At 31.8% G+C, this 14,659-nt stretch carries 18 protein-coding genes; 15 read left to right on the top strand and 3 right to left on the bottom strand.

The annotated features are described in order from the left end of the window. Positions 1-79: 79 nt before the first annotated feature. From QGM60_RS12405 to QGM60_RS12470, 14 genes are all read left to right on the top strand, one after another. Positions 80-739: a hypothetical protein gene (locus tag QGM60_RS12405; RefSeq protein ID WP_281140573.1), complete on the top strand. Its 660-nt coding sequence runs from the start codon at positions 80-82 to the stop codon at positions 737-739. Between the two features lie 156 nt (positions 740-895). Further along, positions 896-1,366, top strand: coding sequence for a hypothetical protein (locus QGM60_RS12410; protein WP_281140574.1), 471 nt, complete (start codon positions 896-898; stop codon positions 1,364-1,366). Next, complete coding sequence (locus QGM60_RS12415; protein ID WP_281140575.1) at positions 1,359-1,871, top strand: MepB family protein; 513 nt, start codon at positions 1,359-1,361, stop codon at positions 1,869-1,871. The genes QGM60_RS12410 and QGM60_RS12415 overlap by 8 nt, the downstream gene beginning before the upstream one ends. A gap of 301 nt (positions 1,872-2,172) precedes the next feature. Then, entirely contained in the window at positions 2,173-3,027 is an 855-nt protein-coding gene (locus QGM60_RS12420; RefSeq protein WP_281140576.1) for a type II CAAX endopeptidase family protein, read from the top strand. 69 nt (positions 3,028-3,096) lie between these two features. Next, positions 3,097-3,837: a DJ-1/PfpI family protein gene (locus tag QGM60_RS12425; RefSeq protein ID WP_281140577.1), complete on the top strand. Its 741-nt coding sequence runs from the start codon at positions 3,097-3,099 to the stop codon at positions 3,835-3,837. 100 nt (positions 3,838-3,937) lie between these two features. After that, entirely contained in the window at positions 3,938-4,789 is an 852-nt protein-coding gene (locus QGM60_RS12430) for an AraC family transcriptional regulator (RefSeq protein WP_281140578.1), read from the top strand. Positions 4,790-4,884: 95 nt separating this feature from the next. After that, positions 4,885-5,370, top strand: coding sequence for an anthrone oxygenase family protein (locus tag QGM60_RS12435; protein ID WP_281140579.1), 486 nt, complete (start codon positions 4,885-4,887; stop codon positions 5,368-5,370). A 12-nt stretch (positions 5,371-5,382) separates the two neighbouring features. Beyond that, positions 5,383-6,228, top strand: coding sequence for an NmrA family NAD(P)-binding protein (locus QGM60_RS12440; RefSeq protein ID WP_281140580.1), 846 nt, complete (start codon positions 5,383-5,385; stop codon positions 6,226-6,228). Continuing rightward, positions 6,225-6,962: a hypothetical protein gene (locus tag QGM60_RS12445; RefSeq protein ID WP_281140581.1), complete on the top strand. Its 738-nt coding sequence runs from the start codon at positions 6,225-6,227 to the stop codon at positions 6,960-6,962. Before QGM60_RS12440 ends, QGM60_RS12445 begins: the two co-directional genes overlap by 4 nt. Positions 6,963-6,973: 11 nt before the next feature. Next, positions 6,974-7,414: a GNAT family N-acetyltransferase gene (locus tag QGM60_RS12450; RefSeq protein ID WP_281140582.1), complete on the top strand. Its 441-nt coding sequence runs from the start codon at positions 6,974-6,976 to the stop codon at positions 7,412-7,414. 130 nt (positions 7,415-7,544) lie between these two features. Continuing rightward, the gene (locus QGM60_RS12455) at positions 7,545-8,174 is read left to right on the top strand and encodes a DUF1801 domain-containing protein (protein WP_281140583.1); all 630 of its coding nucleotides are present in this window, start codon (positions 7,545-7,547) and stop codon (positions 8,172-8,174) included. Between the two features lie 29 nt (positions 8,175-8,203). Continuing rightward, positions 8,204-9,205 (top strand): alpha/beta hydrolase, encoded by a 1,002-nt coding sequence (locus tag QGM60_RS12460; protein WP_281140584.1) that lies wholly within the window; start codon positions 8,204-8,206, stop codon positions 9,203-9,205. 21 nt (positions 9,206-9,226) lie between these two features. Beyond that, the gene (locus QGM60_RS12465) at positions 9,227-9,871 is read left to right on the top strand and encodes a fused MFS/spermidine synthase (protein ID WP_281140585.1); all 645 of its coding nucleotides are present in this window, start codon (positions 9,227-9,229) and stop codon (positions 9,869-9,871) included. 41 nt (positions 9,872-9,912) lie between these two features. Then, entirely contained in the window at positions 9,913-10,263 is a 351-nt protein-coding gene (locus QGM60_RS12470; RefSeq protein ID WP_281140586.1) for a hypothetical protein, read from the top strand. On the opposite strand, the gene QGM60_RS12475 is transcribed toward QGM60_RS12470, so the two are convergent. Beyond that, positions 10,260-10,751, bottom strand: a complete 492-nt coding sequence (locus QGM60_RS12475) for a CBS domain-containing protein (RefSeq protein WP_281140587.1) — start codon at positions 10,749-10,751, stop codon at positions 10,260-10,262. The two genes, QGM60_RS12470 and QGM60_RS12475, sit on opposite strands and share 4 nt — an antisense overlap. A 376-nt stretch (positions 10,752-11,127) precedes the next feature. Here QGM60_RS12475 and QGM60_RS12480 point away from each other — a divergent pair, with 376 nt between their 5' ends. After that, a complete protein-coding gene (locus QGM60_RS12480; RefSeq protein ID WP_281140588.1) occupies positions 11,128-11,838 on the top strand; it encodes a hypothetical protein in 711 nt (236 codons plus the stop codon). 72 nt (positions 11,839-11,910) lie between these two features. Here the strand turns inward: QGM60_RS12480 and QGM60_RS12485 are convergent, their stop codons facing one another. Together QGM60_RS12485 and QGM60_RS12490 are read right to left on the bottom strand one after the other, a co-directional pair. Beyond that, the gene (locus QGM60_RS12485) at positions 11,911-13,983 is read right to left on the bottom strand and encodes a M13 family metallopeptidase (RefSeq protein ID WP_281140589.1); all 2,073 of its coding nucleotides are present in this window, start codon (positions 13,981-13,983) and stop codon (positions 11,911-11,913) included. 103 nt (positions 13,984-14,086) lie between these two features. Then, positions 14,087-14,617: a hypothetical protein gene (locus QGM60_RS12490; protein WP_281140590.1), complete on the bottom strand. Its 531-nt coding sequence runs from the start codon at positions 14,615-14,617 to the stop codon at positions 14,087-14,089. Positions 14,618-14,659: the final 42 nt, after the last annotated feature.

Here is a 14,659-nt window from a genome sequence, read left to right on the forward strand (position 1 = left end):
ACTTAACCTTAATCCTCTCTTTTGTGCTTTCTGATTAATAGTCTAAATGTAATGGATTGTAAACTTAAGATGTATAATTATGAAATACTTCTACCTATTAATAATATTTGCTTTATTATTTAGCTGCAATTCTATGAAGAGTGGGTCTGTTCCTAATTCGGAAGAATGGGTGGATGTTAATTATAGTAAAGGAGTTAAATTCTTGAATAAAAGAAATTTAAATAAAGCTTTAAAATATTTTCATTCTGCTCAACTTTTTGATTCTACTTCTTCAAAATCAAAAAAATCAAAAGAAATAATAGACTCATTACTTCCAATGTATAGAAAAGATAAAACAAAGAGGTTAAGTGGACGATGGAAATTGAAAGAACTAAATTTTAACCCATATCCTGGAAGTTTTTCTGACATTATTGAAATCACAGATAGTCTAATAAAATTTTACCAATATAAATCAGATTCAAAGTTTGAACTAGTTAGAAAGGAGAGAATAAAGTATTCAAAATATAATTCAAAAGATATTCTGTTTGATCCTTACAGTTTGGAATTTGAAAACGGAGAAATTTGGCTTTTTGAAATTGAAAGAAAACTCTTTAAAAATAAATTATACCCCACAATTGAAAAAGGTTCTGATGGTTATCACCATCACGTTATTGATGAGAGAAGTCTAATTATAAATAGAAAGGCAAGGCGAAAGACTCTAAAAGAAGAGACTTATACATTTTATGTTAAGGAAAAATAACCATACATAACAACAGCTATAGTTCATTGCTTCTAACTTTCCTCTCGAAAAGTCTTCACAAATTTGCTATCTTCGGTTTACGGCGGAAAATTCTCGCAGATTTTCTCGCAACGAAACCATATACAAACCATTATAGAACATTTTCCAAGCCAAGAAATGAAAGAGCTTAAATCAGCTATTTTAGAATCTGACTTAACGAAATTGAACTTACTGTTGAGTCAAAATAAAGTTTCTGGATTAAACGATAAGAAAGTAAAAGAACTGATTAGTTTGAGTAAAGAAAAAGGAGTTGTAAAAATTGAAACTACTCTTTTGCTGAAATATAAAGCTGAACTGAACTCATTTTCTAAAAAGGATAAAGAAAAAATTATCATTTCATTGATAGAGGAATTAAGTGAGGAAATTTATTACTCTGGATGGAATGATGGTATTGAAAAAGAGTTGTGGAATTGGGGAAGCGGAATTTCTGAACCGAATGAAATATTTGCAAAGAGAGTTGTCGTATCAGACGCAAAACTAGCAGTAAATTTTGGGAATGAAATTGGACTTTGGGCGGAATGGAATGATAAACAGAATAAACCAAAGGTAATTACTTTGGAAAAATGGATTAAGAAAACAAATGACTAAATTTGAAACTCTGAATAGAAATCTTATTGAGGTTAAAACCAAAATTTACAACAAGCTATCTCTCAATATTTCCGAACTGAAAAATGAACATGAAGGAACAGAGTATGATGCCTGTCAATTTGAACTCAATGGAATGAAAATTATTTCCAGAAGTTCAAAAATCACACCTAAAAAAGTTGGGCAATTTGTGACATTTTGGAAACGTAATAAAAACGGAGAAACAGAACCTTATTCCGAAAATGACTTATTTGATTTTTATGTAATTAACGCTAAATCTGGAGATCGTTTTGGACAGTTTGTATTTCCAAAATCCGAATTAATCAATAAAGGTTTTGTAACCTCAGAAAAAAAGGATGGAAAAAGAGGCTTTAGAGTGTATCCTGTTTGGGATAAAACGCTGAATAAACAGGCAGAAAAAACTCAGAAATGGCAACTGAACTATTTTTATGAAATCAATAAAGCAACCAACTTAAAAGATGTCAGCAAACTGTATGATAAAAAATAAAATCTTAATACTGTTTTTAATAATTCTATTCAATCTACAATTTGGTTTTGGACAGGAAAATGAAGTCTGAATGAAATCGACTGAATCATAATTACCACTGAACCAATTAACCGAAAAGAAACAATTTATAAAATAGTAGAACTAAAATGCAACAAATTTTAGTCCTTGCAGAAATTAAAAACATCTCTACAAAGAAATAAATCATTACTTCCTACAAATAAGGTTACATATTGGCTTTAAAGACTCTGTAACGAAACTCTAACCGCTTCGTCTTCCTAAGACAAACCAATCAAAAAACCAAATGCTTAAAAATCCATCGGAGTGCAGAGATGCATGGAAAACTATTCTTTTATTTCTAGCCATTGTTACTGTTATTAGTGCTTTATTTCATTATGCAATAGTTAACCTATACCCTTCCAGAATATACATAGGATCATTAATGTGGTGTCCTGCTATAGCCACAATAATTACTTTAAAATTAAAGAAGCGACCTATTTCATCCCTAAATTGGAACTGGGGAAATTGGAAGTATATACGACTTTCCTATTTTACACCTGCTTTGTACGGTATTATAACCTACATATTAATCTGGAGTTTTGGTTTTGGAAATTTTGCAAACGATGAAACGATTACAAATTGGGGAAAAGAACTGGGGCTATTTGGTATTGGTACATTAAGTCCCACATTTACATTAATTATAGCTATTATTTTAGTAGGAACGACCGAAGTTATCAGATCAGCGGCAACTACGCTAGGAGAAGAAATTGGTTGGCGAGGTTTTTTTATATACGAGTTAAGAAAAGTACTTTCATTTACTGGTGTTTCTATTTTTAGCGGTATTATTTGGGCTACTTGGCATTGGCCAGTGATAGTATACTATGGCGAGAATGTAATCTTAGAATTAATCTCATTTTATATTGTAATAATATCCATGTCATTTATGATGACCTACTACACATTTAAGTCCAAAAGTTTATGGCCAGCAGTTATATTTCATGCTGTTAGCAATGTGTATATTCAAAAAATATTACCCGAATTAACAATTAGTATCAAAGGAACCGAGCATTGGCTTGGAGAAAACGGAATTATGTTCGCTATTGTTACTTGTCTATTCGGAATTTATTTTTGGAGAAAAGCGATTAAAGAAAAAATGTAGTTCGCAAAGTAAAACAGTGATGGTTGGCAACAACATAGAAATTAACGATATTTGAGAGAAATTTTAAGGATGAAAAATAGTCTTCTATTTATACTTTTAATATTCATAGCGAGTTGTAACTCTAATAAGTCAGATAATAAAGAAAATAATATTGAAAAACTGAACCAACAAAGTTCAGATACACTCACAAAACACCTAAAACCTTTTAAATCTGAATTACCAACCATTGGGCTTTTGATGTACAATGGAGTATTACAAAGTGAAATTATTGCCACTTCAGATGTTTTTGCTAAGCCTACGGAAAATGGAGAACAGCTTTTTAATGTAATTACAATTGCCGAAACTCAAAACCCAATTACTACCGAAGAAGGTATTAAAATCCTTCCTGATTATACTTTTGAAAACTGTCCGAAATTAACAGCTTTATTTGTGCCAAGCGCTTATGATATGTATTCGCAAGTACATAACAACAATATTGTAAACTTCATAAAAGAAAAGAACCAAGAGACAGATTACACTGTCAGCAATTGTGGCGGAGCACAATTAATAGGTAAAGCAGGAATTGCCGATGGACACAAAATTGTGACTTGGATTGGTGGTGGCACACAATTACAAAAAGATTATCCTAATCTAAAAGTTCAGAATGACAGTTTGATAACCTATATAAAAGACGGAAAGTTTTTATCCTCTAACGGTAATTTGGCTAGTTACATTTCTGCCCTTGAGTTAGTAGAGATAATGACCGATTCTACTCATAGAAAATTTGTAGAAAGCTACCTGTATCTCGATAGACTTCAGAATTGGAAATAGTGAATATTTTAAATTAAACAGTGTCAATCGGGATTTAACGCCTAGTTATATTATTTTGATTTTATCTATATTTATCTTGTTAATAGGCTAACAATTCAACATGAATCGTGAAATCTTAGACATAAACGATTGCACTATTTTATTGGAAGAAGCTTCTACCGATAAAACCTTGGTAGACTCCTGCTTTTTTGACGAGCCTGTTATAGCTATAGCGTTTTATGGATCTGGTGATGTTGGTTTAACGGTAAAGTACAACGAAAAAACCAAAACCTTTCATCATACCAAAGGCATGGTACTGTCTTTTTATGCTGACGATAAAGTAGAGTTTCAACATCACGTTTCAGAACTTAAGCCTTTACAATGTTTGGTTATTGCAACTACATTAAAAAGCTTAGATAAGCTACCAAATGGAGAAGGTCTGTTTTTAGAACAATTTTTATCCCAATTAGTTCACCCAAAAGATAGTTATGTAGAAGGCCCCGTATTCAACATGACGCCTGAGATGTTTCTGTTAGTTGAACAATTCTTTAGCAACACCTATGACGGAGGTATTAAAATGATGTTTTACAAAAGCCATATGACTGCATTGCTTGCGCATTATTTTGGACAACTGGCCAACCAACAAACTATTAAAACGGATACTGCCCAATTAGAAAAAATAAATTTGGCTCAAAATATCCTATTGTCCGATTTAGAAAATCCTCCTTCCCTAACCGAATTAGCCCAGAGAATAGGCACCAATACCAACAAACTGAAAAAAGAATTTAAAGCGCAATTTGGTGTTCCTGTTTTTAAATACCTTCAGAATGAACGATTAAAAAAGGCCTACAATCTTATTAAAAATGAACAAAAAAGCATTCAGGAAGCTGCATGGGCTGTAGGCTACGATAGTCTTGGCTCTTTCTCAAATGCTTTTGAAAAAAAGTTTGGTTATAGACCTAGTCAGGTTTAAAAATTCTTTTCGAATAAATCATAGTTCTTCCCGAATAAGTCCCTAAGATACAATCGTAATAGATTTGCTTCATAATTAAAAGCAAAAAATAAAGCATGAAATCTATTACGTTTTTCAGCACCACATTATTAAATGGTCTTTCTGCTGGTTTTTTCTTTGCTTGGTCGGTTTCGGTCATTTTAGGCACAAAAAAAGTAAGTAACTTCACTTATTTAGAAACCATGCAGAATATCAACAAGGAAATTCTAAATCCGCTATTCTTTTTAATCTTTTTTGGAAGTTTAGCTGCTTTAATATTAAACACTGCCTTACAGTTTAATAACAAGCTTGTCTTTTGGCTTCTGCTATCATCAACAATGATTTATTTACTGGGTACTTTTGGAGTTACTGCCCTTGGGAATGTTCCCTTAAACAATGAATTGGAAGCTTTAAATATTAGTCAACTCAACGCTTTAGAATTAAAAAATTTCAGAACCTATTATGAAGGTCACTGGAACATGTATCACAATATTAGAACACTATCAACTATGATTTCTTTTATCCTATTATTAATCTCAATTTTTATTCAAAAAATATTTTAAATCAATCAAATTATGAACAGTAACATTTTAGTCATCGGCGGAACTGGTAAAACTGGTAGCCGAGTAGTAAAGCAATTACAAAACCGAGGAATTAATCCTAGAATTGGATCTAGAAGTGCCTCTCCGAGTTTCGACTGGGACAACAAGGACACTTGGGTAGAATCTTTAAATGGTATCGAAAAGATGTATGTTACCTATTATCCAGATTTAGCTGTTCCTGGCGCTAGAGAAGCTATTGAAAGCTTAACATATTTAGCAAAAGAGCTAGGTGTTAAAAAAATAGTTTTACTCTCAGGAAAAGGCGAAACCGAAGCTGAAGCCTGTGAAGACATTGTTATAAATTCTGGTGTCAATTACACTATTGTAAGAGCATCTTGGTTTAACCAAAACTGGAGTGAAAGTTTCTTTCTAGATCCTATACTTTCTGGTGAAGTGGCGCTACCTATGTCTGATGTATTAATTCCATTTGTAGATGCAGAAGATATAGCCGAAGTAGCATCCACTGTTTTGTTGGATGACAATTATAACGGAAAAATTATAGAAATAACAGGTCCGGAATTAATTACTTTTAAAGACGCTGTTAACATAATTGCCAAAGTCAGTGAAAGAACTTTACACTTTTACGACATAAGCTTAGAACAATATGTAGACGGCATGAGGCAAATGCAAATACCTAATGATGTTATCTGGCTCATTGAGTATTTATTTAGCCATGTATTGACCAATCCAAATAACCAAAAGATCAGTAATGATGTAGAAAACGTATTAGGAAGACCAGCAAAAACATTTAAAGAATATGCCGAAGACACTGTTATAACTGGTGTTTGGGATCCTCAAAAAACAATTAATAAAAAATGAAAAATATAATATTTTTAATATTCTTGGCATTAAGCATATATATGAAGTCTTTTTGCCAAGATGCACCATTAAACCCATTAAATCATAATGCCAATATAGAGTTTCTAACATCAGAAACTTATAATATGGAATGGATTATGTTAAAAGATTCAACCGAAGTAAAAATTGGTGAAATAGAAACTCAAATAAAAAAAGAAAAAGAGTTAATCTATTTTATTACCTCAGTAAATATTAAACAATCATCTACTCAATGGATTGATAGCACCGTTATTTCGTCTGATAATTTAAAGCCTATATACCATTCTTCTTTTAACCAAAATAGGGATATGGTCTTAAAGTTTGACGATAATATCACTGGATACTATTTTGACAAACAAACCAATACTAAAACGCAAATTTTAGAAGAAACCAACAAGCCTTTTTTTGACAGTAATTTTTATCCACAACTAATAAGACTTCTACCTTTAGCCAAAGATTACTCCACTAGCATCTCTATTTTTGACTATAACCCTGATTCTAAAATTGGTGTAATTAAAGCCACAATAAAAAACACCACCAAAATAAAATTAGATTTTGACGGAAAAACTCACAATATTTGGAAAGTTGAAACCACAGACGACATTTCGGATAATTCGGTATTAAACACATATTACATTGAAGTTTCAAAGAGAAAAATTCTTAAACAAGAAATTGATTTTGGTGGAAAAAAAATGATAATGCGTTTAATCGATTAATTTCTTTTAAAATGAAAATAGACTTCATAAACAAATCTGAATATAAGGAAGTGGTGAATCTTTGGGAGGCATCGGTAAGGGCGACGCATCACTTTCTTAAAGATGACGATATTGAGTATTTTAAACCACTCATTTTGAATTCTTATTTAGATGCTGTAGAATTAAGATGTGTGAGAAATCATGAAAGTACCATTATAGGCTTTTCAGGAGTTGCCGAACATAATTTAGAAATGCTTTTCATCCATCCAGATTATAGAGGAAAAGGAATCGGTAAATTATTACTGAACTATTCTATTGAAAATCTGGGTGTATTTAAAGTAGACGTTAACGAACAAAACGGACAAGCTTTAGACTTTTATAAATATTCTGGTTTTGAAGTTGTTGGCCGCTCTGAATTAGATTCATCTGGAAAGCCGTATCCCATTTTACACATGAAATTGAATAAATCATAATAACTATTAACCATAGGAGCTTAAATATCTCTACATTTAGGTACTTTTAAAACACAACCTAAGTAATAATGTGTATATATATAATTTCTAGAAAAGACAATCTTCTTGATCATTAAAAAATTTAAATAGTATGAATCCAAAAGTTGATGATTTTTTAGAGCATTCAAATAAGTGGAAAACAGAATTAGAAACCTTAAGAAATTTGATTTTGGAATGTAACCTCGTTGAAGATTTCAAGTGGAGAAAACCTTGTTATACTTTTCAAGATAAAAATATTGTTATCATAGGCGGCCTAAAAAATTACTGTAACATCAGCTTTCTTAAAGGCGCTTTATTGAAAGATGAAGATAAAATTTTACAAAAACCAGGTAAAAACTCTCGTTCTGCTAGAATAGTGCCCTTTACAAGTGTAGAAGACATATTGAGTTTAAAAACTGTACTTAAAAAGTACATATATGAAGCTATAGAAATTGAAAAATCTGGCTTAAAAATAGAAACATCTGATGAGCTTGAATATCCTGAAGAATTAAAACAAATATTTAAAGAAAATATAAAGTTCAAAACTGCATTTGAAAACTTAACTAAAGGTAGACAAAGAGGTTATCTTTTACATTTTTCTGGTGCTAAACAATACCAAACCAGATTAAACAGAATAGGCAAATATACCGAGAGGATTTTTGATGGTAAAGGGATGTTAGATTGTGTTTGTGGTCACTCAAAAAAAATGCCTAATTGCGATGGTTCGCATAAATATCTTTAACTTTAGGTTTTCTTATAAATAAAGCCCAAATGATAAAGAACTTCATAGTTTTCACTGCAATTTTCCTTAGTTTTCAACTTACTAATGCTCAAGATAACAAGCTCGAATGGTTAGATATTGAATTATCGAATTATGAATACCCTTTTGAGGTTTCCACTGTTACATTACATATTCAAGAACAAGAACTAAAGATGGCTTATATGGATGTGAAGCCAGATAATTACAACGGAAAAAATGTAATGTTGCTTCATGGAAAGAATTTTAATGGTGCTTATTGGGAGACAACGATTGATAGCCTAACAAAACACGGTTTTAGAGTTATTGTACCAGATCAAATTGGATTTGGGAAGTCTTCTAAACCTCAGCATTTTCATTATACATTTCAGCAACTAGCTAAAAATACTAAAGCCTTACTCGACTCCATTAAGGTGTCAAAAACTGCTGTTTTAGGCCATTCAATGGGAGGAATGCTAGCAACTCGATTTGCTCTTATGTATCCTGAAACTACTGAAAAGTTGATTCTTGAAAATCCTATTGGTCTTGAAGATTGGAAACTTAAAGTACCATATAAGCCTGTAGAATGGTGGTACCATAATGAGCTTAAAAAATCTTATGAAGGCATAAAAAAATACCAGCTTGAAAGCTATTACGACAATAAGTGGCAACCTGAGTATGACCAATGGGTAAATCTTTTAGCTGGCTGGACCTTAAATTCCGATTATAAAACTATCGCTTGGAATGCCGCACTTACCTATGATATGATTTTTACGCAACCGGTAGTTTACGAATTCAAAAATATTACTTCACCTACTTTACTAATTATTGGCACAAGAGATAGAACGGCTTTAGGAAAACCCTTAGTTTCTGATGAAGTCAAAAAAACTATGGGACTCTATAGCAAATTGGGAAAAGAAACAAAAGAGAAAATCCCAAATGCAAAATTGGTTGAACTAGATAACATAGGACATTTGCCACATATTGAAGATTTCGATAGGTTTATAAAACCTTTCATTAAATTTCTTGAGGAATAAATACTTCAATATTTACAACCTATGAAGCGCTTGCTCAGCTATATCTATCCTGTTACAAAAACTATCAATTCTAAATATAGTGGGAAGTTAGAAATTACATGGTATAACGGTAAAAAACATCTTAACTCAGCAAATGCCAATTATAGTTATGGTTCACTGCAACGCATTTTAAAATTTGGCTTAAAGAAGATTAATCTTTCTAATGTAAATTCAGTATTAATTTTAGGATTAGGAGGAGGAAGCGTCATTGAAACCTTACGACAAGACTTTAATTATTCTGGACTAATTGAAGCTGTTGAAATTGACCCTGTAATTATAGATATAGCTAAAACTGAATTTGGTATAGACGAGAACGACACATTAAAAATTCATTGTGCGGATGCCTATGAGTTCGTTAAAGACCACTCTAAAACATTTGACCTTATTATTGTGGATCTTTACATAGATTTAGATGTCCCAAACAAATTTCTGGATTTTGAATTTTGGGATAATATTTTGGCACTAAAAAACTTTTCTGGATCCATAATTTTTAATGCAGCAGTTAAAGTTTCAAAAGCTGATAAAATTATTTCGATTTCAAATTATCTAAAGACCAAAGTGTTTAATGTGGAATTTTATGACAATGTCAACAATACTAATACCGTCATTATAGCAAAAGGGCTGTAATTATTTTAATTTATTATATTGTAGTTACTTAAGCGAAGTATATGCAAAGAAAATGTCCTGAATGTGGCAGTAAAATTATTGGTAGAATTGATAAAAAATTCTGTAGTGATGGTTGTAGAAATAACCATAACAACCGCATGAATAAAGATTCTAAGAATCTTATTAGAAACACCAATAACAGACTTAGAAAAAACTATAGAATCTTAGAAGCCTTAAATCCAAATAAGAAAACCAAATGTTCTAGAGCTAAACTCATTGAAAAGGGATTTGACTTTAATTACTTCACAAGTATTTATACCACAAAAGCAGGTACAACCTATTATTTTGTTTATGACCAAGGCTATTTACCTTTAGAAGGAGACTATTACGCTTTGGTAAAACGCGATGACTAAGCAGAGTTGCTAGTCTTAATTGTACTATTCCAATTTTCGCCTTTGAGTTGTAGTGCTGCTTTTAAAATATCCTTTTGGCTTATTTGCCCTACTAACTTTCCATTCTCAACAATAGGAAAACGTCGTCTTCTAGAGCTCAAAAACTTATTGGCAGCATCAAAAACATTCATTTCGCCATCAATAGTTTCAACATCTCTAACCATACGTTTTTCAACATTATCATGTTCTAAAGGCATATTGTAATAACGACTCTCACTCAACTGTTTTAAGCAATCACCTTCAGAAATTATCCCTACTAATTCTTGCCTATCATTAACAACAGGACCACCAGAAATCTTATTTTTTATTAAAGACTCTACAACCTCTTGTACGGACTGTTCTGGAGTAAAGGTTATAAGCTGAGTTGTCATATAATCTTTAACTTTTAATGACGAAGGTGCAACAACATTTTGTTGTTTTCGCGACCCTTGAAAACTTTTGATTCCCATAGTTAGTGATTTTGAGTGAATTCTAAATTTATACAATAATTTTGAGCTTTCAAAACATTAAATATTAAAATAATAGGAATTATTCACTAAATAAGGCTTAAATATTGATTATTCTCAAATAAAAGGCGGTTACAATACTAAAAATGACATCTGAAATCTTCAGAACAAGTCTTTCTAATTTTAATTTGTTCACGGTTTGGTATAACTTTTGGATTAAGTCAATCCAGAATATTTGAATTTAGCAGAATTTTAAAGGTTCAATTCTATTAAATTTCATAGTTTTAGCGCCTTAAATCCTCTATAGGTAATATTCGCTTATAAAAATGATTTAGCAAATATTCTACTAAATAGACTATAAATGATAAACTAAGAACAAATGAAACAGATTACAATTGCAGTTATTATGCTTTTTTCGGTTGGTGTTTTTGCTCAGACTAATGCAGATTTAAAAAAGCACTACGAAGCTTATTACAAACAGATGAAAAAGCAAGGAGATATTCAAGGTATCATTAATGCCATGACTCATCTTGAGGTTTTAGAACCATCTGTTGCCAGAAGAGATACCATTGCTTACATCTACCTTTCTGAAGGACAATATATGCAAGCTCTTAATACTATTGGTGTAGAAAAGAATGCAACAGATTCTGATATGAATGTTGAAGTAAAAGCTTTAGCATTAAAAAATCTTAATCAACCAAAAATGGCTTTAGAACATTATGAAGTACTTTATAAAAGAGACCCAAATGTTTATTTAGCTTACGAAATGGCTGATCTAAAAATCCAAACTCAAGATTTAGCTGGTGCTAAATTAAACATAGATTATGCTTTAGCAAATGTAAAGGATGATATGAAGCGTGCTTATTATGAAACGCAACAGCCTTATGAGACCTCAATGAAAGCAGCCTTATTATACCTAAAAGGTATTTTAACTTTCACAGAAAATAGAACTGCTAATATTGATGCTGCTCTAAAACATATGAACGATGCTTTAGCAATTGACCCTAATTTCAACTTAGCTAGAGTGAGCAGAGAAGCTCTAGAATCCCAAAAAGCGCAAGCAGCTAAAAAACCTGCTACCGGAAACTAATAAAAGCTTAAATATAGAATAAAAAAGCAGCTCAAATTGAGCTGCTTTTTTTATAGTGATTCACAAAGTTTCTTACCAAATTCTTACACGGTCTTCTGGTGCAATGTACATGGCATCACCTTCTTTAATATCAAAAGCTTCATAAAAAGCATCAATATTTCTTAAAGGCTGAATCGCTCTATATACTCCTGGTGAATGAGGATCTGTTTTAATTTGTGTTTCTAAAGCATCTGGTCTACTTAGAGTTCTCCAAACGGTTGCCCAAGACATAAAGAAACGTTGCTCTGGCGTAAAACCATCTATTTTTTCTGGTCTTCCATTCTTTTCCAAATATATCTGTAAGCCATCATAAGCTCCCAAAACACCACCTAAATCACCGATATTTTCTCCAAGTGTGTTTCTACCATCTAGATGTAAACTATCATTAACTTTAATAGCAGAATATTGCTCTACCAACTTATCACCTCTCTTTTTAAACTCTGCTAAATCTTCTTCTGTCCACCAATTCACTAAATTACCATCACTGTCAAATTGAGCTCCTTGATCATCAAAAGCATGAGAAATTTCATGACCTATAACAGCTCCTATACCTCCATAATTAACAGCTTCGTCTGCTGTATAGTTATAAAAAGGTGGCTGTAATATTGCCGCAGGAAACACAATCTCATTATTCAATGGATTAAAGTATGCATTTACCATTTGTGGTGGCATTCCCCATTCTTTCTTATCTACTGGTTGTCCTAAATCTGAAAGTGATTTTTTCATATTCCAATCAGCAAAAGCTAACATGTTTTCAGCATAGCTATTACCTTCTTTTATCATTAATTCAGAATAATCTTTCCACTCGTCTGGATAGGCAATTTTCACTGTAAACTTGTCTAGTTTCTTTATAGCCTCCTTTTTCGTTTCTGGACTCATCCAATCTAACTTATCAATTCTGCCCTTAAATGCTGTAATGACATTGGCTATCATTTTCTCTGCTTTTTCCTTAGCTTCAGGCGGAAATTTAGCATCTACATACAACTTACCAATAGCTTCACCTACTCTACCAGTCACATTATCCATAGCACGATCTTCAGCTGGCTTTTGTTTTTCGGTTCCTCTTAAGGTTTTACTGTAAAATTCCCAGTTGGCTCTTTCCAAATCGGTACTTAAAAATGAAGCATTACTGTTTAAAGTACTCCATTTCATCATTGTTTTGATGTCATTTATTGGTGTAGACTTTAAAATATCATCTAGAGCCTTCATGTATCTTAATTCAATAACATAAACTGTATCTAATTTTTGCTCAACACCTATGTCTGATATAAACATATTCCAGTTTACTGATGGTGTTAGTTCCGATAACTCTTCTAAAGTTCTTGGGTTGTTAAGGTTACTGAAATCTCTACGCTCAGCCTTATCAAGTTGTGGTTCTGCCAACTTAGTTTCGAGTTCTAAAATCATTTCTGCAGCTTTTTTAGCTTCTTCTTCATTGTAATCTACAAACTGCATCATTCTCGTAACGTGATCTACGTATTGTTGACGACGTTCTTTTGATTTTTCATCTTGTAATACATAGTAATCACGATCTGGAAGTCCTAAACTACCTTGAGCAATATACGCAGCATAAACACTACTGTCATTGATATCTGGAAATACATTAAAACTAAAAAATGGTGCATCTATACCTATGGTTTTAGCATACACCGTTTGCATATCTTCAAGATTTTTTATGCCCTCAATTTTGTCTAATAATGGAATAATTGGGTTGATTCCTTCCCTGTTTCTTGCAACCGTATCTAATTCTGATTCAAAAAACAAAAGGGCTTTCTTTTGATCTGTACCTTCTTCGTAAGCACCTAATTCTTTAGATTTTTTTACAATGTTTAATACATCGTTTCGTGTAGATTTTCGTAACACATTAAAACCACCCCAACCAGCCTCATCTTCTGGTATTTTGGTGTCTTTCATCCATGTGCCATTAACGTAATTGTAGAAGTCATCTTTTGGATTTACTAAAGTATCCATGTTCTGCAATACAATTCCAGGAATTTTCTCTTCCTCTGCCATTGCAGTGTCTTTCTTAGCTTCTTCTTTACACGACACAAACGAAAGAATAGCCAAGCCTGATATCGTTAAAAAACGATTAAGATTGGTTTTCATAAATTAATGATTTGATTAGTTCTGATTAAAAGTAATTAATTATTAGACCAATAAATCATAAAATTGTTACAACTTTCAAAAAAATTATATGAAGTTTTAAAAATTACTCAGGTTTAATCTTGTCGTAGAAGTCTCTTTCTAACTTTTTATTAATCTGATAATTAAGATTAGAAAAAGCTTCCAGAACATCTTTTACACCCATCAGCTTTAAACGATCTTCTATATTATCGAGATTAAGATTTTCGTTAAGTTTTAGCATGTTTGTCTCTAGAATGGCAATTCTAGATAAAATTTGATTGGTTCTAAGGGTTTTAGGAACTGACTTATTGAACTCATCCAAAAATTTCTTTAAAGGCTCTTTTTCGCTATTAAAGAAGGATAAATCAGCTTTCTTTAAATAGCTAATCTGTATTGCTAACTCTTGATATTTTTTCCAATTTTCTAATCGTTCTTCACTTTCACTACTGAGTGCATAATCCGTGTAATCAAATTTTTCAATAGCATCTTCAGTAATAAGTGGCTGTTGTTGCTGAGCTTTTTTAGCTGCATCAATATCTTCAGTTTCATTTTTATCGTCTCCACAACTGATTAATAATAAACATGCCAAGCATAAAACGTTTAGAAAAATCTTCATTTTCATTTTTTATTTAAGGTGTAAAGATACTTAAACTAAAAT

The sequence above is a fragment of the Winogradskyella sp. SYSU M77433 genome (assembly GCF_029911945.1).
GTDB lineage: Bacteria > Bacteroidota > Bacteroidia > Flavobacteriales > Flavobacteriaceae > Winogradskyella.

Coding starts and splice junctions, on each gene's coding strand:
- QGM60_RS12475 (WP_281140587.1), bottom strand. CDS start 10,751: ATGGGAATCAAAAGTTTTCAAGGGTCGCGAAAACAACAAAATGTTGTT.
- QGM60_RS12470 (WP_281140586.1), top strand. CDS start 9,913: ATGCAAAGAAAATGTCCTGAATGTGGCAGTAAAATTATTGGTAGAATT.
- QGM60_RS12420 (WP_281140576.1), top strand. CDS start 2,173: ATGCTTAAAAATCCATCGGAGTGCAGAGATGCATGGAAAACTATTCTT.
- QGM60_RS12450 (WP_281140582.1), top strand. CDS start 6,974: ATGAAAATAGACTTCATAAACAAATCTGAATATAAGGAAGTGGTGAAT.
- QGM60_RS12460 (WP_281140584.1), top strand. CDS start 8,204: ATGATAAAGAACTTCATAGTTTTCACTGCAATTTTCCTTAGTTTTCAA.
- QGM60_RS12440 (WP_281140580.1), top strand. CDS start 5,383: ATGAACAGTAACATTTTAGTCATCGGCGGAACTGGTAAAACTGGTAGC.
- QGM60_RS12445 (WP_281140581.1), top strand. CDS start 6,225: ATGAAAAATATAATATTTTTAATATTCTTGGCATTAAGCATATATATG.
- QGM60_RS12430 (WP_281140578.1), top strand. CDS start 3,938: ATGAATCGTGAAATCTTAGACATAAACGATTGCACTATTTTATTGGAA.
- QGM60_RS12465 (WP_281140585.1), top strand. CDS start 9,227: ATGAAGCGCTTGCTCAGCTATATCTATCCTGTTACAAAAACTATCAAT.
- QGM60_RS12435 (WP_281140579.1), top strand. CDS start 4,885: ATGAAATCTATTACGTTTTTCAGCACCACATTATTAAATGGTCTTTCT.
- QGM60_RS12415 (WP_281140575.1), top strand. CDS start 1,359: ATGACTAAATTTGAAACTCTGAATAGAAATCTTATTGAGGTTAAAACC.
- QGM60_RS12480 (WP_281140588.1), top strand. CDS start 11,128: ATGAAACAGATTACAATTGCAGTTATTATGCTTTTTTCGGTTGGTGTT.
- QGM60_RS12410 (WP_281140574.1), top strand. CDS start 896: ATGAAAGAGCTTAAATCAGCTATTTTAGAATCTGACTTAACGAAATTG.
- QGM60_RS12485 (WP_281140589.1), bottom strand. CDS start 13,983: ATGAAAACCAATCTTAATCGTTTTTTAACGATATCAGGCTTGGCTATT.
- QGM60_RS12425 (WP_281140577.1), top strand. CDS start 3,097: ATGAAAAATAGTCTTCTATTTATACTTTTAATATTCATAGCGAGTTGT.
- QGM60_RS12455 (WP_281140583.1), top strand. CDS start 7,545: ATGAATCCAAAAGTTGATGATTTTTTAGAGCATTCAAATAAGTGGAAA.
- QGM60_RS12405 (WP_281140573.1), top strand. CDS start 80: ATGAAATACTTCTACCTATTAATAATATTTGCTTTATTATTTAGCTGC.
- QGM60_RS12490 (WP_281140590.1), bottom strand. CDS start 14,617: ATGAAGATTTTTCTAAACGTTTTATGCTTGGCATGTTTATTATTAATC.